This window comes from Nocardiopsis coralliicola (assembly GCF_054779695.1).
The window spans coordinates 1-16,458 of sequence record NZ_BAAGXT010000007.1 but is presented as its reverse complement, the minus strand read 5'-3'; the positions used below and the strand labels follow the sequence as shown (position 1 = coordinate 16,458).

Here is a 16,458-nt window from a genome sequence, read left to right as displayed (position 1 = left end):
GTTCTCCGGAATCGGGGTCCGAAATCCTTGTGATAGCTTTCACGAGCAAGCACCCCACTGAACACCACCGGAGCTCAGCCATGCAGGAACACGACGCCCGGATTCTCCGCGGCGCCGCGATTCCCACCGCCGCGGCAGGCCTGGTCGCCATGATCGCGGCCTTCGCCCTCGCGGGCGTGCACGGCCTGATCGGCGCGGTGTTCGGGGCGCTGCTCATCCTTGGCTGCTTCGCGGTCTCGGCCTACGTGATCGCCCGCACCGGCGAGCGCAACGCGCAGCTCATGCTGCCGGTGGCGTTCCTCGTCTACACGACGAAGATCGGCATCCTCGCGGTCGTCCTCATCGTCTTCGGCGGGACGACCGCCTTCGACCACACTGCGTTCGCGATGACCGCGCTCGCCTGCATCATCTTCTGGCTCGGCGGGCAAGCAGTGGCGAGCCGCCGGGTGAAGCAGCTCTACGTCGTCCCTGAGGCCGAGTCCGCCGCGGCGGAGCGCTCCGAGGAGGCTCAGGCCGTGGCCGGGGAACAGCGGTGAAGGCCCTTTCCCCAGGGGCGCGGATCCGTGCCACCACCGGCGAACCAGCGGAGCGGCGAGATGAGCGAGCGGAAGACGGCGGACGACACAGAGGTGTCGAACGCCAGCGGTATGACGATCGTCTCGTACCTGCTGGGGGGCCTTGCCTTCTGGGGGTTTCTCGGCTGGTTGGCGGATCGGGCGTTCGGTTTCGAGACGCTGTTCCTGCCCATCGGTCTCCTGCTGGGCCTGGTCGGGGCGATGTACCTGATCATCACCCAGTACGTCCGGTCCTGAACGTCCGGCCCCGCAGCGCGCCGCTCCCCGAGTGCGGCGCAGCAGGGCCCCATACATCGAGGATTGAGTTGCGTCACGACGAAAGGGTTCGCCGTGAGTGCTGACGTTGTGTACAGCGCCGCCGGTGAAGAAGGCTGCCACCTCTTCAACGATTTCGGCTGCGGTTTCGAGGCGCCGGGGACGAGCCTGTTCTTCCCCACGCCGTGGGTGGACTTCGGCCTGCCCTTCACCTCCGGCATCACCAAGTACACCCTCGTACTGGTGGTGGCCCTGCTGGTGGCGTCGGCATTCTGGTACTTCACTACCCGTAACGCCAAGGTTGTCCCCTCGCGCGGGCAGAGCATGGCCGAGCTGCTGGTCGGGTTCATCCGCGACCAGATCACCCGCTCCACGATGGGCAAGGCCGGCGACAAGTTCCTGCCGCTGATGGTGACCCTCTTCCTGTTCATCTTCTCGATGAACATCATGGGTCTGATCCCGGGACTGCAGCTGCCGGTGACGTCCAACATGGCGTACCCGGCCGTCCTGGCGCTGTTTATCTTCGTGCTCTGGAACTTCATCGGCATCAAGCGGCACGGTTTCGGCGCCCACATGAAGGCGCGCCTGGTGCCCGGCGGCGTCCCCGGGTGGATCCTCCCGGTCGTGGTGCCGATCGAGGCCCTGTCGAACTTCATCATCCGTCCGGCGACGCACATGATCCGTCTTTTCGCGACCATGTTCGCCGGCCACCTGCTCCTCGCGGTCTTCGCTGCGGGCGGCTGGTACATGTTCAACCTCTTCGGCGCCCCCAACATCGGGCTCGGCCTGCTTTCGACGGGCTACTCCGCTGTCGCGCTGATCGGATTCCTGGCCTTCACCGCCTTCGAGCTGTTCATCATGGCCGTGCAGGCGTACGTGTTCGTCCTACTGTCCTCCATTTACCTCGGAGAGGCCATGGAGGGTGCGCACTAAGCCGGCGCCTCCCGAGAGGTACCGCGCCGCGATGCTGCGCACGCTTTACGACCCCAGTCCGGTAATCAACGTCAGTTCGACGGCATGAGCCCGTCGGCATTGTCTGAGTTAAGAGGAATCGCAATGGAAATCACCGGTAGCCTCGCCACCATCGGTTACGGCCTCGCCGCCATCGGCCCCGGCATCGGCGTCGGCCTCATCTTCGGCATGGGCGTCCAGGCGATCGCCCGCCAGCCTGAGGCCCGCGGCATCCTGCAGGGCCAGATGATCTTCGGCTTCGCGGTCGTCGAGGCGCTGGCCATCCTCGGCTTCGTTCTCGCGTTCATCCAGGCCTGAGCCGTTCCTGTTCCGAACGCGTAGACGAAGGAGATGCCAGCCATGATCGAATTGGCTGCAGAAGAGAACATCCTGCGCATCCACTGGGATGAGTTCGTCTTCGGCTCCATCGCCTTCCTCATCATCTTGGGCATCGTCTACAAGATGTGGCCCAAGCTGACCTCGGCTCTGGACGAGCGTGCCAACCAGATCGAGGGTGGCATCGAGCGTGCGAAGAAGGCCGAGGCGGAGGCGGAGGAGACTCGCCAGCAGTACCGCGAGAAGCTCGAGGAGGCGCACCGCGCTTCCGCTGCCGAGCTGGAGAAGGCCAAGGAGACCCGCGCCGCCATCATCGCTGAGGCGAGGGAAGAGGCGCAGGTCGAGGCCCGGCGGATCATCGAGGCGGCGCACGTCCAGATCGAGGCCGACCGGAAGCAGGCGTTCGCCCAGCTCCGCGGTGAGATCGGCACGCTGTCCACCGACCTTGCCGAGCGCATCGTCGGAGAGTCCCTGGCCGACTCCTCCCTGCAGAGCCGCGTCATCGACCGGTTCCTGGACGAGCTGGAGCAGGACTCCGCCGCCAACGGTGCAAACCAGGCCGAGGTGCGCTGATGCGTGGGATCAGCCGTACCTCGCTGGACGAGGTCACCCGGCGCCTGGACGAGGTCCTGCCCTCGGCTGAGCCCGCCGCCCTCGGGCGCGAGCTCTTCGAGGTGGTGAGCGTGCTCTCCACGGAGAGCTCGCTCCGCCGGTGGCTGTCCGACCAGTCCAACCCCGCCGAGGCGAAGACACAGCTGATCGGCGGTCTGCTGGAGTCGAAGGTGTCGCCGTCCACGATCCTCGTGGCCGGCGACGTGGTCGCCGCGAAGTGGTCCCGCCCCCGCGACCTCGTGGACGCCCTCGAGCGGATGGCCGTCTTCGCGACGGTCGCCTCCGCCGAGGCCCGCGGGCTCGACCGGGTCGAGGACGAGCTGTTCCGCTTCGGGCGGATCGTGGCGGCCAACCCCGACCTCCGCGCAGCCCTGATCGCGGAGGGCATCCCGGCCGAGCGCAAGCGCGGCCTGGTCGGCTCCCTCCTCGAAGGCAAGGCCGAGCCCGCGGTGATCACCCTGGTCACCGAGGTCGCCGTCCGCCCGCGCGGACGTAGCCTGGAAGCCGGGCTCGACCACGTCCAGAACCTGGTCGCCGAGCGGGCCCAGCGGTCGATCGCCGTGGTCCGCACCGCGTCGGTGCTCAGCGAGGCCCAGCAGGAGCGGCTCAAGCAGGCGCTCTCCCGGGTCTACGGCCGGTCGATCCACCTCAACATCGACGTCGTCCCCGAGCTCGCGGGCGGCCTGTCCATCCGTGTCGGCGACGAGGTCATCGACGGCAGCGTCGCCGGGCGGCTCGCGGAGGTCCGCCGCCGCCTGGCCGGCTGACTCCGCGAACGACCGCAAGGCACAACGCACGGCGCCCGGTGAACGGCGCCATACGAGAGCAAGGACATACCTGAGATGGCGGAGCTGACGATCCGGCCGGAGGAGATCCGGAACGCGCTGCAGCGTTTCGTCCAGTCGTACGAGCCCGACGCCGCCGCGCGTGAAGAGGTTGGAACCGTCACCAGCGCCGGTGACGGGACCGCCCGGATCGGCGGCCTTCCCTCGGCGATGGCGAACGAGCTGCTGGAATTCGAAGACGGCACCCTGGGCCTGGCCCTGAACCTGGAGATCGGCGAGATCGGCGCGATCGTTCTCGGCGAATTCACCGGTGTCGAGGAGGGCCAGACGGTGCGCCGCACCGGCCAGGTCCTCTCCGTGCCGGTGGGCGACAACTTCCTCGGCCGTGTCGTCGACTCGCTGGGTCGGCCGATCGACGGCCAGGGCGAGATCGCCACCACTGAGCGCCGTGAGCTGGAGCTGCGGGCCCCCTCGGTCATGCAGCGCCAGCCGGTTGAAGAGCCGATGCAGACCGGCACCAAGGCCATCGACTCGATGACTCCGATCGGCCGCGGCCAGCGCCAGCTGGTCATCGGCGACCGGCAGACCGGCAAGACCGCGGTCTGCATCGACACGATCATCAACCAGAAGGCGAACTGGGAGTCCGGCGACCCCGACAAGCAGGTGCGCTGCATCTACGTCGCGGTCGGCCAGAAGGGCTCGACCATCGCCAGCGTCAAGGGCGCGCTCGAAGAGGCCGGCGCGATGGAGTACACCACCATCGTCGCCGCCCCGGCGTCCGACCCCGCGGGCTTCAAGTACATCGCGCCCTACGCCGGCTCGGCCATCGGCCAGCACTGGATGTACGAGGGCAAGCATGTCCTGATCGTCTTCGACGACCTGACCAAGCAGGCTGAGGCCTACCGCGCCGTGTCCCTGCTGCTGCGCCGCCCGCCGGGCCGCGAGGCCTACCCGGGCGACGTCTTCTACCTGCACTCCCGGCTCCTGGAGCGCTGCGCCAAGCTCTCCGACGAGATGGGCGGCGGCTCGATGACCGGTCTGCCGATCATCGAGACCAAGGCGGGCGACGTCTCGGCGTACATCCCGACCAACGTCATCTCCATCACCGACGGCCAGGTCTTCCTCGAGTCCGACCTGTTCAACCAGGGCCAGCGGCCCGCCATCAACGTCGGCATCTCGGTCTCCCGCGTCGGCGGCGCGGCCCAGACCAAGGCGATGAAGAAGGTCAGCGGCTCGCTCCGGCTGGGCCTGGCGCAGTTCCGCGAGCTGGAGGCGTTCGCCGCGTTCGGCTCCGACCTGGACGCCGTCTCCAAGCAGCAGCTGGAGCGCGGGCAGCGTCTGATGGAGCTGCTCAAGCAGGGCCAGTACTCGCCGTTCCCCGGTGAGCAGGCGGTCGTCTCGATCTGGGCCGGCACCTCGGGCCAGATGGACGACGTGCCGGTGGAGGACGTGCGCCGCTTCGAGGGCGACTTCCTCGACTACCTGCAGCGCGAGCACGCCGGAGTCCTCGCCAACATCCGCGAGTCCGGCAAGTTCGAGCCGGAGACGGAGAGCGCCCTGAAGGACGCCGTCGCCACCTTCAAGTCCAGCTTCCAGACCAGCTCCGGCAGCATCCTCGGCACCGAGGAAGAGGCCGAGGCCCTGGAGGAGGAGAAGGTCGGTCAGGAGACCATCAAGGTCGCCAAGAGCGCCGGGAAGTAGCCCATGGGAGCACAGCTTCGCGTCTATCGCCGGAGGATCCGCTCGACGAAGTCGATGGCGAAGATCACCCGGGCGATGGAGCTCATCGCCACCACCCGCATCACCAAGGCGCAGCGGGCGGTCCAGGCTGCCGGTCCGTACGCGCGCGAGATCACCAAGGCGGTCTCCGCGGTGGCCGGGCGGGTCAGCGACCACCCGCTGCTCACTGAGGCGGAGAACCCGACCCGGGCTGCGGTCCTGGTGGTCACCAGCGACAAGGGCCTCGCCGGCGCCTTCACCATGAACGCCATCAAGGAGGCCGACTCCCTCGGCGCCCTGCTCCAGGAGCAGGGCAAGGAGGTCGTCACCTACATGGTCGGCCGCAAGGGTGTCGCCAACTACCAGTTCCGCGAGCGGGCCATGGAGGCGACGTGGGAGGGCATCACTGAGCGCCCCTCCTACATGCACGCCAAGGAGATCGGCACCGCCCTCATGGAGCGGTTCACCCAGGACACCGCCGAGGGCGGTGTGGACGAGATCCACATCGTCTCCACCGAGTTCGTGTCGATGCTGACGCAGTCGGCGGCGGCCCACCGCGCCCTCCCCCTGGAGGTCGAGGAGGTCGACGCCGAGGAGCTCGCCCAGCAGCAGGGCGGGGCCCTGCCGCTGTACGAGTTCGAGCCGTCTGCCGAGGAGGCGCTCGACCAGCTCCTCCCGCAGTACGTGACGAACCGGATCTATTTCGCCCTCCTCGAGTCGGCGGCCTCCCAGTGGGCGTCGCGCCGCAACGCCATGAAGGCGGCCACCGACAACGCCGAGGACCTTGTCAAGACCCTGACCCGCCAGGCCAACCAGGCCCGCCAGGCGGAGATCACGAACGAGATCAGCGAGATCGTCGGCGGGGCCGACGCCCTCGCTGGCGCCAGCGGGGAGTGAAAGACCTGTGACCACGACCACTGAAGGGACCGCCGAGCCGGGCACGGCCACCGGGCGCATCGCCCGGGTCACCGGCCCGGTCGTCGACGTCGAGTTCTCCGTCGACTCCCTGCCGGACATCTACAACGCGCTGCACACCGACGTCACCGTCGGCGGCGAGACCAAGACCGTGACCCTGGAGGTCGCCCAGCACCTGGGGGACAACCTGGTCCGCACGGTCAGCCTCGCCCCGCAGGACGGCATGGTCCGCGGCGCAGAGGTGCGCGACACGGGCGAGCCGATCAGCGTGCCGGTCGGCGACGTCGTCAAGGGCCACGTGTTCAACACCCTGGGCGAGTCGCTGGACGTCAAGAGCTCCGAGCTCGGCGTCACCGAGCGCTGGCCGATCCACCGCTCGGCCCCGCCGTTCGACCAGCTGGAGTCGAAGACGGAGATGCTGGTCACCGGCATCAAGGTCATCGACCTGCTGACCCCGTACGTGCGCGGCGGCAAGATCGGCCTGTTCGGCGGCGCGGGTGTCGGCAAGACCGTGCTCATCCAGGAGATGATCACCCGCATCGCCCGCAACTTCGGCGGTGTGTCGGTCTTCGCCGGCGTCGGCGAGCGCACCCGTGAGGGCACCGACCTGTTCCTGGAGATGGACGAGATGGGGGTCCTCCCGGACACCGCGCTCGTCTTCGGCCAGATGGACGAGCCGCCCGGCACGCGTCTGCGGGTGGCGCTGTCCGCCCTGACGATGGCGGAGTACTTCCGCGACGTCCAGAAGCAGGACGTGCTGCTGTTCATCGACAACATCTTCCGGTTCACCCAGGCCGGCCAGGAAGTCTCCACGCTGCTGGGCCGCATGCCCTCGGCCGTGGGCTACCAGCCGAACCTGGCGGACGAGATGGGCCAGCTGCAGGAGCGGATCACCTCGACCCGCGGCCACTCGATCACCTCGATGCAGGCGATCTACGTGCCCGCGGACGACTACACCGACCCGGCGCCGGCCACCACCTTCGCCCACCTGGACGCGACGACCGAGCTCTCCCGCCCGATCTCGCAGAAGGGCATCTACCCGGCGGTCGACCCGCTGGCCTCCACCTCGCGCATCCTCGACCCGCAGTACGTGGGCGACGAGCACTACCAGGTGGCCCAGCGCGTCAAGGAGATCCTGCAGCGCAACAACGACCTGCAGGACCAGATCGCCATCCTCGGTATGGACGAGCTGTCCGAAGAGGACAAGATCATCGTCCAGCGGGCGCGCCGCATCGAGCGGTTCCTGTCGCAGAACATGTTCGTCGCCGAGAAGTTCACCGGCAACCCGGGCGTGTTCGTGCCGCTGGAGGAGACCATCTCCTCCTTCAAGGCGCTGTGCGACGGCGAGTACGACCACCTGCCCGAGCAGGCGTTCCTCGACGTCGGCAACATCGACATGGTCGTCGAGAAGGCGAAGACGCTGCAGGGCTAGGCGTTCCACGGCCGGCGGCCGCGGGCGGCGGAGGTCTTCCGGATCTGCGCATCGCCCGCACCGCCGGCCGCGGAGCCGCCCTCGATCAGAGGAGTTGGTGGCAGTGTCGAAGAAGCTGTTCGTCGAGATCGTCTCCCCCGAGCGCGAGCTGTGGGCGGGCGAGGGCGACATGGTCATCGCCAAGACCGTCGAGGGCGAGATCGGCATCCAGCCCGGGCACACCCCGGTGCTGGCGCTGCTCGCGCCCGGTGCGGTGGTGCGGGTCGCCGGCGGCCGTGAGAACGGCGAGGTCCGGGCGGCGGCGCACGGCGGATTCATCTCCGTCTCCGACGACAACCGCGTGTCGATCCTCGCTGAGATCGCCGAGCTGGCCGAGGACATCGACGTCGCGCGGGCGAAGCGGGCCCTGGCTGAGGCCGAGGGCACCGCGACCGCCGAGGACGACGAGGCCAAGGCGCGCGCCGAGCGTGCGCGCAGCCGCCTTACGGCCGCGGGCGCGGCCGAGGGCTGAGCCCGCGGGCCACCGGGCCGGCCGCACCGCCGGCGCGGAGACCGCGCAGCCGGCGCCCGCCATCGGGCGGGCGGCGGCTGCACCGCTGAGGAGCAGGGAACCAGGGAGGACGAGCTGTCCGGGCAGACGCTTCTGCGACTCGCCGAGTGGGCGTTCCTCCTGCTGCTTGCCCTCGCGCTGGCCAGCATGGCCGGGATAGCGCTCCGGCGGCACCTGCTGGAGCGGCGGGGCGGCGCCGTCGAGTGCTATCTGCGCCCCTGCGGCGGCGAGCGCACGCCGCCCTGGCGCATCGGGCTCGGCCGCTACGGGACCACGTGTCTGGTGTGGTGGCGGGTCTTCTCTCTCTGGCCGCGGCCGGCAGCAGCGCTGCCGCGCCGCGGTCTTGTCGTTGTGGGGCGGCGCCGTCCCGACCCCGGCGACCTCGAAGAGCTCACCCCCGAGCTGCACGTGGTCGCGGTCGGGTGGTCGGCCCCGGACGGGTCGGATCCCGCGGAGCCGTCCTTCGAGCTCGCGATGGGGCCCGCCGCACTCACCGGATTCCTGTCCTGGGTGGAGTCGGCGCCCCCGGGGACCCCCTGGGAGCAGTAGCGGCCGCTGCCCCGCCGTGCCGAGGCAGATGGGGCTGCGCGTGCGCGTGGGGATGACGAGCCCGGGAGGCGGCGCCTAGGCTGGGCCGCATGAGCACGATCGTCGCATTCTCTGTCAGCCCGCTGGGTGAGGGCGAGTCGGTGGCGCCGGCCGTTGCGCGCGCCGTCCGGGTCGTCCGCGAAAGCGGGCTGCCGAACAGCACCGATGCCATGTTCACCAGCGTCGAAGGCGAGTGGGACGAGGTGATGGACGTCGTGAAGCGGGCCGTGGCCGCCGCGGGCGAAGGGGCGTCCCGCGTCTCACTCACGCTCAAGGCCGACATCCGCGAAGGTGTCACCGACGGCCTGACCAGCAAGGTGGAAGCGGTCGAGCGAGCGCTTTCCAACGACTGACTCCGGCCGTTCCGCGGGGCCGGCTCTGCGCCGGCCCCGCGGAACGGACGCGGTCGGGTGCGGGGGAGCGGTCAGCGCTCGCCGCCCGGCTTCCACAGCACCTCGCCGCCGTCGGCGCCGAGCACCCGGCCCAGCACGAAGAGCAGGTCGGACAGCCGGTTGAGGTACTTCACGGCGAGCACGTTCATCCCGCCGCCATCGCCGGTGCCGTGCTCGGCGATGGCCGCCCAGGCGCTCCGCTCCGCGCGGCGCGCCACCACCCGCGCCTGGTGCATCAGCGCCACTGTCGGCGTGCCGCCGGGGAGGATGAAGCTGCGCAGCACCGGCAGGTCGGCGTTGTAGGCGTCGCAGGCGGCTTCGAGGCGGTCGATGTAGTCCTGCTCTACCCGGAGCGGCGGATACTCCGGGTCCGGAGCGAGCGGCGTCGACAGGTCCGCGCCGAGGTCGAACAGCTCGTTCTGCACCCGCGCGAGCAGCTCGCGCATCGCGTCGGGCACCTCGCCGAGGGCGAGGGCGGTGCCGATGGCCGCGTTGGCCTCCTCCACGTCGGCGTAGGCGGCAATGCGCAGGTCGGTCTTTGGCGCCGTGCTCATGTCGCCGAGGTTCGTGCTTCCCGCGTCGCCGGTGCGGGTGTAGATCTTCGACAGCACAACCGGAGTGTCGTTGCTCTTCTTCGCCATGCGGCCAACCCTAGGGGGCGCCGGCGGTGCGGTGGAGGGCGCAGGGGAGGCGTACAGGGGGTGCGGGACCGGTGGGAACCCGGTGGCCGGGCCACACGGTGTAAACCGTCAGCGGGTAACTGTTGGACAACAACGGGTTACCACCGAAGTGGGCGGCTGGTACTGTGGGGCACGAACATTTTACAGAGGGTAAGTGAGTAGCGAGGTGCCGCGCGTCCGGCGGTCGGAGCGATCCGCGGAGGCGCGGGGCCGGGGAGCGGACCGGACAGCACTGCCACCGAGGGCGAACCGGCGGCGGTGGCCCCGGAGAGGTGCTGGAGGGCACCGCTGCCGCACCACGGCAGACCTCAACGGCATGGCGGCCCTGGCGCCCGGATGCGAACCGGGGGCCACCCGGGCGGCCCGTCCGGCGCAGAGGGGGAGGCGCTGGCGCGGGAGGCCGGGGCTCGGGCAGGAGGGCGAGGGGCTGGGGGGCCCGCACCCTCCGCCGGGCCCGGAGCGGGGCCGGAACAATCGCGTTCGCGTCCATGCCGCGAACAGCAGGGCCCCTGGGCGCGGGGTGCGCCCAGGGGCCCTGCCGTGTACGCACCCGGGGGCCGGGAGTGCGTCACCGGTGCGGTGGGACGGTCACCGCACCCAGGCGTCGCCCTTGCGCTCGAAGGACGACGGGGCTTCGTCGAGGGTGCGCACCCGGCCGTTGACCGGCAGCGTGGACGCCGAGTACTCGTCCACCGCGTAGGCCATTCCGCCGGAGAGCTCCGCCACGGAGTCCCAGTTGATGTTGTCGATGTCGTCGGCGGCCGTGTGGTAGTTCGGGTCGTAGTCCTCGCCCGGGGTGCCGCCGTACCATTCGGCCTGCTCTTCGGTCTTCACGCCGTCGCCGCCGCTGAAGAGGCCGCCGGAGGGGATGCCGGCCAGCATGAACGCCTCGTAGTCGGAGCGGCCGTTGAACTCGGTCGGCTCCGCCACCAGGTCCTCGGCGGCGAAGTAGTCCTCGAAGAGCTTCTGGACCGCGCCCGAGCCGGACGGCGGCGGGATCGAGCCGGGCAGCTCGCCGCGGCCGTCATAGATGAACCGGCCGTAGTTGGGCGAGCCGATCATGTCGAAGTTGAGGTAGAGGCCGAGGTCCTCCAGCTCCGCCTCGCTCAGCGACGCGACGTACTCCGTCGAGCCGACGAGGCCCTCCTCTTCAGTGCCCCACCAGGCGAAGCGGACCTTGTTCTTCGGCTTCTCCGGCAGGTTGGGGAACTGCAGCGCCGTCTCCAGCAGCGCGCCGGAGCCGCTGGCGTTGTCGTTGATGCCGGCGCCGTCGGCCACGCTGTCCAGGTGGGCGCCGACCACCACCGCGTTGTCGTCGGCGCCGCCTTCGGCGTCGGCGATGATGTTGTAGGACTCCTCCTCGGTGACGCTCGCATCGACCGACAGCTGCACCTCGGCGCCCTCGGCCTCGGCGAGCTCCGCTCCGACCGCGTGGCTGGTGCCGATGGCGGGGATGTCGCCGAGCTCGCCGAGGGTGCCGGCGAACACGTCGGTGTCCTCGGGGTCGTCGGTGGCGCCGCTGTTGTAGATGACGGCGGCGGAGGCGCCCGCGTCGGCGGCGTTCTGCGTCTTCACTCCGAAGTCGCAGGTGCCGCGCTTCATCAGCGCGATCGCGCCCTCCGGGACGTCGGCGAAGTCCTCGGGCTCGCAGCCGCTGCTCTCGGAGCCGGTGTCCACGGCCGCGACCGGGCCCGCGGCTTCGGCGCCGGGGGAGTAGGTCATCGTGAGGAAGTCCTCCTCAGCGGTGTACTCCTTCTCCTCGGGCGCCGTCTGCGCGAACACCGCCTCGGAGTGCTCCTGCCACTGCTCGAACGCGTAGGTGTGCTTCTCCGGCGCATAGCCGGCCTGCTTCAGCTGGTCGATCACGTAGTTCGCGGCCACGTCGTAGCCGGGCGTTCCGGTGGCCCGGTTGCCGCCGTTGGCGTCCGCGATCGTCTGGAAGTTCTCCAGGTGGGTGCGGACCGCGTCGACCGTCACCAGGTCGTCGAGGCCCTGCGTGTCGGCGGCGGCCGCCCCGGTGGGGACGATGCCGAGGGCGAGGGCCGTGGCGAGTCCGACGCCGCCGGCTGCTGCCTTGCGCCGGAGCCCGGATGACCTGCGGGGGGATGGGTCAGGCTGGTTACTGCGCACGGATTGTCCTCCTACGGACACGGCGCCCGGGACATTTGTGTAGGTACGGGCGAGAATGGTGCGAGATACGGGCAGCCTGTCACCACAGGTGTGGCAGGGCAAGAACGCGCGCACGGGATTGCCACATCCAGCCAGAGGGGTTAACAAACGCCCGAATCCCGTGTTCCGATAGACGGCTCCGCGGTCTCCTGTTTCGCGCCACGCCCGCCAGAACGGTGTTCGGAAGGGCTCCGGGGCCGCTTCCGGGAATTCCGTGGAGCCCCGGAGGGCCCGCTGCACAGGGGTTCCAGAGGCGGTCCGGTGGCACCGGAGCGCCTAGGGTGTCCGGATGACCTCCCTTTCCTCGGTTGTTCCGCCGATCCGGCCGATGCACGCCGACGTCTCTTTCAACGCGCCGCTGTCCGATGCGCGCGCCGCCTCGCTGATCCGCTCGCTCGGCCCGCTCGGCGGCCGCCGCATTGTCGATGTCGGGTGCGGGTGGGCCGAATTCCTGCTGCGCGCACTGGAATCGGCGCCGGACGCCACCGGATTCGGGGTCGACTCCGATGCCGGGGCGGTCGGATACGGCCGGGAGCAGGCGCGGCGCCGGGGACTCGCGGACCGCGTCGAGCTGTCGGTGGGCGACGCCGCCGAGCGCGCGGCCGAGATCGGGCGGCAGGGCGGCGCGGACGTCACCGTCAACATCGGCGCGGCGCACGCGTGGGGCGGCGAGGTCGTCGACCACACCGACAACGCCTTGGACGCGCTGGCCGAACTGGTTCCGGCCGGCGGGCGGCTGCTGTTCGGAGAGTGCTTCTGGAAGCGCCGGCCGACGGAGGAGGAGACGGCCGCGGCGGCGTCGGCGGGTCTGCCGCGGGAGCAGTACCGGCGGCTTCCCGACCTCGTCGATGCGGCGCTGGGCCGCGGTTTCCGGCTGCTGGCGCTGTCCGAGGCGACCGTGGACGAGTGGGACGTGATGGAGAACGGCAACGCGGTGGCGTGGGAGGAGTGGCTGCTGGCGAACCCCGGCTCGCCGCACGCGGCGGAGGTGCGCGCGGTCGCCGACCGCCACCAGCACTTCCGGATCCGCGGCATCCGCGAGCCGCTGGGGTTCGCCTACCTGACGCTGGTGCGCGGATAGGGCGTGTCGGGTGGGTGGCGTTTGTCGCAGGGCAGTTGTCCACCCAACATGCCCTGGGCGGCCGGGGCGGGCCGTGCGGCCCGCCCCGGCCCACGGCGGTGCTCCGGCGCGGCACCGCCGGCCGCGGTGGCGAAACGGTCAGGCCGTCCTCCGTCGCGGTCCGCCGCGCCGCAGCCCTCCAGTCTCTCGGTCCCCACCCGCCCCCCGCATCCTCGCCCAGTCGGATGCCGCCTCCTTCCCAAGGAGGAAATGGGCGGCTTTGCCAGGAGTATGCGGGGGCGGCTTCGGCGGCGGTGCCTCCGCTCTGCCGCGCGGGACTCACGGCATAAAGACAAGGACGGCTTCGCCGACAGTATTTTTCGCTCTGTCCCACCGCTTCGGCATCTGTGCGTGCCCAGCAGTTCGTGGCCTTTTTTCTCTAGGTCAGTTTGCGGACGCGACGACTGCCGAGCCCCACCAGGGCGCACGCGGGACATCGAAGGTGACCTTGGGTCCGGTCGGGTGCGTCGGCGCCTGCACGACTGGTGCCGCGAAGCCTCTGCCGTCCACCGTGACCCCGCGGTGGCCGACGTCCGCGAAAGGCTTTCGAATACCCTGCTGGCTGAGAACTGGACCTCTGGGGAGATGGCATGACACGGATCGGGATCACCGGTCACTCGAACCTCTCGGCCGACAGCGTTCCGCTCGTGCGCAAGGCCCTGGCCGAGGTGCTCGCGCCGTACAACGACGGCGACCTGGTCGGCCTGTCGTGTCTCGCCCGGGGAGCCGACCAGATCTTTGCCGAGGTCGTACTGGAGGCCGGCGGTCAGCTCGAAGTCGTGCTTCCTTCGGTCGACTACCGCGAGGCAAAGGTCAAGCCGGACAACCTCGACCAGTTCGACGGCCTGTTGATGCGCTCGACGCTGGTCCGCTACATGCCGCACAAGAGCGCCGGGCGGGACGCCTACGAGGACGCGAACGAGACAATCCTGGGCAGCATCGACCGGCTCGTGGCCGTCTGGGACGGGAAACCGTCGGGCGGCAAGGGCGGCACCGGTGACGCGGTCGAGGCGGCACGTGGCCGAGGTGTCCCCGTGTACGTGGTGTGGCCGGAGGGTGCGCGGCGAGAGTAGGCCGGTTCCTACCTCTTGCGCGCGAGCCCGCAGTACTCGTCCATTTCGCGAGCCTGGCCGATTTCCGCGGGTTCCGGGTGCCACAGCGGGCAGGAGACGATTCCGGGCTCCACGAGCTCCAAACCGTCGAACAGTGCGGCTATGCGCGCGGGTGTACGCAGGTGATAGACGGCCGATCCGGCCTCGTTCCACCGGCGGACGGCTTCTTCCATCGCCTCGCCGGTGACGGCGCTCGTGCTGTGCACGATGGCCAGGTAACTGCCTGCGGGCAGTGCGCCCAGCAGGTGGTCGATGATCGCCGTCGCCTCGGTGTCCTCGCCGACGAACGGCAGGACCCCGAACATGGTGATGGCGACCGGCCGCTGGAGGTCGAGGGTTGCGGCGGCCTTGTCCAGGACCGTGGCCGGGTCGCGCAGGTCGGCGTGGATGTAGTCGGTTGCTCCCTCGGCGGTGCCGGTGAGGAGGGCGCGTGCGTGGACGAGGACCAGTGGGTCGTTGTCGACGTAGACGATTCGGGCGGCGGGGTTGGTGCGCTGGGCGACCTCGTGGGTGTTGTTGGCGGTGGGCAGGCCGGTGCCGATGTCGAGGAACTGGTCGATGCCCTGCTGGACCAGGTGCCTGATCATGCGGACCAGGACGGCGCGGGTCGCGACGGCGATGTCGACGATTTCGGGCAGGACGGCCACGATCTGGTCGCCGGCTTCGCGGTCTGCGGCGTAGTTGTCTTTTCCGCCGAGCCAGTAGTTCCAGATGCGGGCGGAGTGGGCTTGGGAAGTGTCGATGAAGGGTGGGGTGTTCATGGGCACCTGACGCCGAATGGGGGGGGAGGGGAGGTTCGAGCATAGTGCTGTGGGCGGAGGGTGTACCCATGCGAACGGCCCGGCGATCGCATCGCCGGGCCGTTGCTGAGGCCTAAAGCTGGTCGTGCTTGAGGGCTTCGAGGAAGGCGTGCCACTCGTCGGAAGTGAACTCGACGTGGCCGAGGTGGCGGTGCTGGGTGTCCCGCACCGCCGAGCCTCCGACGAAGTCGGCGATCTCCACGCACCCTTCGGTGCGTCCGCCAGAGTAGGAGGACTTGCGGAACTCCAGGTGGGTCCGGGATTTCATGTCGGTGGGTCCTTAGGTGATGAGGTCGCGCAGGAAGGCGTTTGATTCCTGAACGCCCAGGGCTGATGCACTCACATACTGGTACGCCAGATCGAAGCCCTCGACGTCTTCCTCATCATCGATCACCACCTGGTGTGAAGCATTCTCGATGTAGGCAAGCCCGGTTTCCTCCGTGAAGTCGAGCAGCGTGAAACCGCCCGCGATTGCCGCGTGCAGCCCAGCTGAGTCAGGCAGTACCTGGACACGCAAGTGCGGACGCTGAACCTCGATGAGATGGCGAATCTGCTGCTCTCGCGCTTCGACAGGAATCTTGCGCAAGGCTGCTTCATCAATGATCGCCCAGTACTTGGGGCCTTCGGCCTCAAGGGCCAAAATGCGCTGCCGGAGCATGCGCGCCTCTACTCTGCGCTCAACCTCGCTCGGATCGGTCACGCCGGAACCGAGGACGACTGAGCGTGCGTAGCTCCCCGTTTGCAGCAGTCCGGGAATCACGGTGAGTGACACGTCCCGGATCCGCGACGCGCCTGGCTCCAAGCCCGTCAATGCAGCTTGCCCGAGGACGTCGCCATAGGAGGCCCACCATCCCCGCTGCCGTGCCTCTTTAGCCAGCTGGATGTACGTGTCGCGTTCCTGGAGCCCTTCGATTGCGTAGACGTCGAGGAGCATCTCCACGTCGTCGAGCTTGGGTCGAAGCCACTCGTCACGCTCCAACCGCGTGATCTTCGAGGCAGACCACCGGGTTCCGCCGAGTTCACGCGTCTTCTCGACCACTTGGTCGGCAGTCAGTCCAGCAGTCTCGCGCGCCTCACGGAGCCGCTTGGACAACCGGCGCTTGCTCAGCGGAGGCGAGGTGGCCACGTGACTCCTAGGCGGCGAGGAGGCCTTCGAACGACGTTGATCTGATCCTATGCCCGAACCTGGGTTACTGGACATTTCACTCATCACCCACCATGAAAACGGAGACCTACTAGTGATGATGTCACTAGTTTTAAAGTTGGTCTTGCATTTTTGAGTGGATGCGGGCAACCGTGGAGTCATCACTCGAAGTGACCGGTCTCCTACCGGTCTCGACTTGAGGAGCTGTTCTCTATGTCTGCTGATGCCCCCAGGCCCGGACCGCGGTGGTTCGGGGCCCGTAAGCGCGGCTATGTCCCGCCGTCTTACTGGGTGCCCGACTACCCCGACTTCTGCCGGCTCTC

Annotated in this window: 19 protein-coding genes; 14 read left to right on the top strand and 5 right to left on the bottom strand. The window is 69.2% G+C overall.

Going from position 1 to position 16,458, the window contains the following annotated elements:
• The first annotated feature begins 80 nt into the window (after positions 1-80).
• The 12 genes from ACYVGT_RS07640 to ACYVGT_RS07585 all read left to right on the top strand — a co-directional run bounded on the left by ACYVGT_RS07640 (position 81) and on the right by ACYVGT_RS07585 (position 9,071).
• Positions 81-536, top strand: coding sequence for a hypothetical protein (locus ACYVGT_RS07640; protein WP_460855736.1), 456 nt, complete (start codon positions 81-83; stop codon positions 534-536).
• A 60-nt stretch (positions 537-596) separates the two neighbouring features.
• The gene (locus ACYVGT_RS07635; RefSeq protein ID WP_460855735.1) at positions 597-812 is read left to right on the top strand and encodes an AtpZ/AtpI family protein; all 216 of its coding nucleotides are present in this window, start codon (positions 597-599) and stop codon (positions 810-812) included.
• Positions 813-920: 108 nt separating this feature from the next.
• On the top strand, positions 921-1,763 hold the full coding sequence (gene atpB / locus ACYVGT_RS07630; RefSeq protein WP_460855848.1) for a F0F1 ATP synthase subunit A: 843 nt from the start codon (positions 921-923) through the stop codon (positions 1,761-1,763).
• A 123-nt stretch (positions 1,764-1,886) separates the two neighbouring features.
• Positions 1,887-2,099 carry an ATP synthase F0 subunit C gene (atpE, locus tag ACYVGT_RS07625; protein WP_460855734.1) on the top strand — a complete coding sequence of 71 codons (213 nt, stop codon included), beginning with the start codon at positions 1,887-1,889 and terminating at the stop codon, positions 2,097-2,099.
• 42 nt (positions 2,100-2,141) lie between these two features.
• Positions 2,142-2,690 (top strand): F0F1 ATP synthase subunit B, encoded by a 549-nt coding sequence (gene atpF / locus ACYVGT_RS07620; protein ID WP_460855733.1) that lies wholly within the window; start codon positions 2,142-2,144, stop codon positions 2,688-2,690.
• A complete protein-coding gene (locus tag ACYVGT_RS07615; protein ID WP_460855732.1) occupies positions 2,690-3,496 on the top strand; it encodes a F0F1 ATP synthase subunit delta in 807 nt (268 codons plus the stop codon). The genes atpF and ACYVGT_RS07615 overlap by 1 nt, the downstream gene beginning before the upstream one ends.
• Positions 3,497-3,571: 75 nt before the next feature.
• Positions 3,572-5,215, top strand: coding sequence for a F0F1 ATP synthase subunit alpha (gene atpA / locus ACYVGT_RS07610; RefSeq protein WP_460855731.1), 1,644 nt, complete (start codon positions 3,572-3,574; stop codon positions 5,213-5,215).
• Between the two features lie 3 nt (positions 5,216-5,218).
• A complete protein-coding gene (locus ACYVGT_RS07605) occupies positions 5,219-6,130 on the top strand; it encodes a F0F1 ATP synthase subunit gamma (RefSeq protein WP_460855730.1) in 912 nt (303 codons plus the stop codon).
• A gap of 7 nt (positions 6,131-6,137) precedes the next feature.
• Positions 6,138-7,580 (top strand): F0F1 ATP synthase subunit beta, encoded by a 1,443-nt coding sequence (gene atpD / locus ACYVGT_RS07600; RefSeq protein ID WP_460855729.1) that lies wholly within the window; start codon positions 6,138-6,140, stop codon positions 7,578-7,580.
• Between the two features lie 103 nt (positions 7,581-7,683).
• A complete protein-coding gene (locus tag ACYVGT_RS07595) occupies positions 7,684-8,091 on the top strand; it encodes a F0F1 ATP synthase subunit epsilon (protein ID WP_460855728.1) in 408 nt (135 codons plus the stop codon).
• 114 nt (positions 8,092-8,205) lie between these two features.
• Entirely contained in the window at positions 8,206-8,679 is a 474-nt protein-coding gene (locus ACYVGT_RS07590; protein WP_460855847.1) for a DUF2550 domain-containing protein, read from the top strand.
• Positions 8,680-8,768: 89 nt separating this feature from the next.
• The gene (locus ACYVGT_RS07585) at positions 8,769-9,071 is read left to right on the top strand and encodes an MTH1187 family thiamine-binding protein (RefSeq protein WP_460855727.1); all 303 of its coding nucleotides are present in this window, start codon (positions 8,769-8,771) and stop codon (positions 9,069-9,071) included.
• A gap of 71 nt (positions 9,072-9,142) precedes the next feature.
• Here the strand turns inward: ACYVGT_RS07585 and ACYVGT_RS07580 are convergent, their stop codons facing one another.
• Positions 9,143-9,751, bottom strand: coding sequence for a cob(I)yrinic acid a,c-diamide adenosyltransferase (locus ACYVGT_RS07580; RefSeq protein ID WP_460855726.1), 609 nt, complete (start codon positions 9,749-9,751; stop codon positions 9,143-9,145).
• A 627-nt stretch (positions 9,752-10,378) separates the two neighbouring features.
• Entirely contained in the window at positions 10,379-11,920 is a 1,542-nt protein-coding gene (locus ACYVGT_RS07575) for a M28 family peptidase (protein WP_460855725.1), read from the bottom strand.
• A gap of 328 nt (positions 11,921-12,248) precedes the next feature.
• On the opposite strand from ACYVGT_RS07575, the gene ACYVGT_RS07570 reads away from it, so the two are divergent.
• Positions 12,249-13,040, top strand: a complete 792-nt coding sequence (locus ACYVGT_RS07570; protein WP_460855724.1) for an SAM-dependent methyltransferase — start codon at positions 12,249-12,251, stop codon at positions 13,038-13,040.
• 629 nt (positions 13,041-13,669) lie between these two features.
• Positions 13,670-14,152 (top strand): hypothetical protein, encoded by a 483-nt coding sequence (locus ACYVGT_RS07565; RefSeq protein WP_460855723.1) that lies wholly within the window; start codon positions 13,670-13,672, stop codon positions 14,150-14,152.
• 8 nt (positions 14,153-14,160) lie between these two features.
• On the opposite strand, the gene ACYVGT_RS07560 is transcribed toward ACYVGT_RS07565, so the two are convergent.
• From ACYVGT_RS07560 to ACYVGT_RS07550, 3 genes are all read right to left on the bottom strand, one after another.
• Positions 14,161-14,952 carry an SAM-dependent methyltransferase gene (locus ACYVGT_RS07560; protein ID WP_460855722.1) on the bottom strand — a complete coding sequence of 264 codons (792 nt, stop codon included), beginning with the start codon at positions 14,950-14,952 and terminating at the stop codon, positions 14,161-14,163.
• 112 nt (positions 14,953-15,064) lie between these two features.
• Entirely contained in the window at positions 15,065-15,259 is a 195-nt protein-coding gene (locus tag ACYVGT_RS07555) for a DUF397 domain-containing protein (RefSeq protein ID WP_460855721.1), read from the bottom strand.
• 12 nt (positions 15,260-15,271) lie between these two features.
• On the bottom strand, positions 15,272-16,117 hold the full coding sequence (locus ACYVGT_RS07550; protein WP_460855720.1) for a helix-turn-helix domain-containing protein: 846 nt from the start codon (positions 16,115-16,117) through the stop codon (positions 15,272-15,274).
• Positions 16,118-16,458: the final 341 nt, after the last annotated feature.

Coding starts and splice junctions, on each gene's coding strand:
- ACYVGT_RS07640 (WP_460855736.1), top strand. CDS start 81: ATGCAGGAACACGACGCCCGGATTCTCCGCGGCGCCGCGATTCCCACC.
- ACYVGT_RS07635 (WP_460855735.1), top strand. CDS start 597: ATGAGCGAGCGGAAGACGGCGGACGACACAGAGGTGTCGAACGCCAGC.
- atpE (WP_460855734.1), top strand. CDS start 1,887: ATGGAAATCACCGGTAGCCTCGCCACCATCGGTTACGGCCTCGCCGCC.
- atpF (WP_460855733.1), top strand. CDS start 2,142: ATGATCGAATTGGCTGCAGAAGAGAACATCCTGCGCATCCACTGGGAT.
- ACYVGT_RS07615 (WP_460855732.1), top strand. CDS start 2,690: ATGCGTGGGATCAGCCGTACCTCGCTGGACGAGGTCACCCGGCGCCTG.
- atpA (WP_460855731.1), top strand. CDS start 3,572: ATGGCGGAGCTGACGATCCGGCCGGAGGAGATCCGGAACGCGCTGCAG.
- ACYVGT_RS07605 (WP_460855730.1), top strand. CDS start 5,219: ATGGGAGCACAGCTTCGCGTCTATCGCCGGAGGATCCGCTCGACGAAG.
- ACYVGT_RS07585 (WP_460855727.1), top strand. CDS start 8,769: ATGAGCACGATCGTCGCATTCTCTGTCAGCCCGCTGGGTGAGGGCGAG.
- ACYVGT_RS07580 (WP_460855726.1), bottom strand. CDS start 9,751: ATGGCGAAGAAGAGCAACGACACTCCGGTTGTGCTGTCGAAGATCTAC.
- ACYVGT_RS07570 (WP_460855724.1), top strand. CDS start 12,249: ATGACCTCCCTTTCCTCGGTTGTTCCGCCGATCCGGCCGATGCACGCC.
- ACYVGT_RS07565 (WP_460855723.1), top strand. CDS start 13,670: ATGACACGGATCGGGATCACCGGTCACTCGAACCTCTCGGCCGACAGC.
- ACYVGT_RS07560 (WP_460855722.1), bottom strand. CDS start 14,952: ATGAACACCCCACCCTTCATCGACACTTCCCAAGCCCACTCCGCCCGC.
- ACYVGT_RS07555 (WP_460855721.1), bottom strand. CDS start 15,259: ATGAAATCCCGGACCCACCTGGAGTTCCGCAAGTCCTCCTACTCTGGC.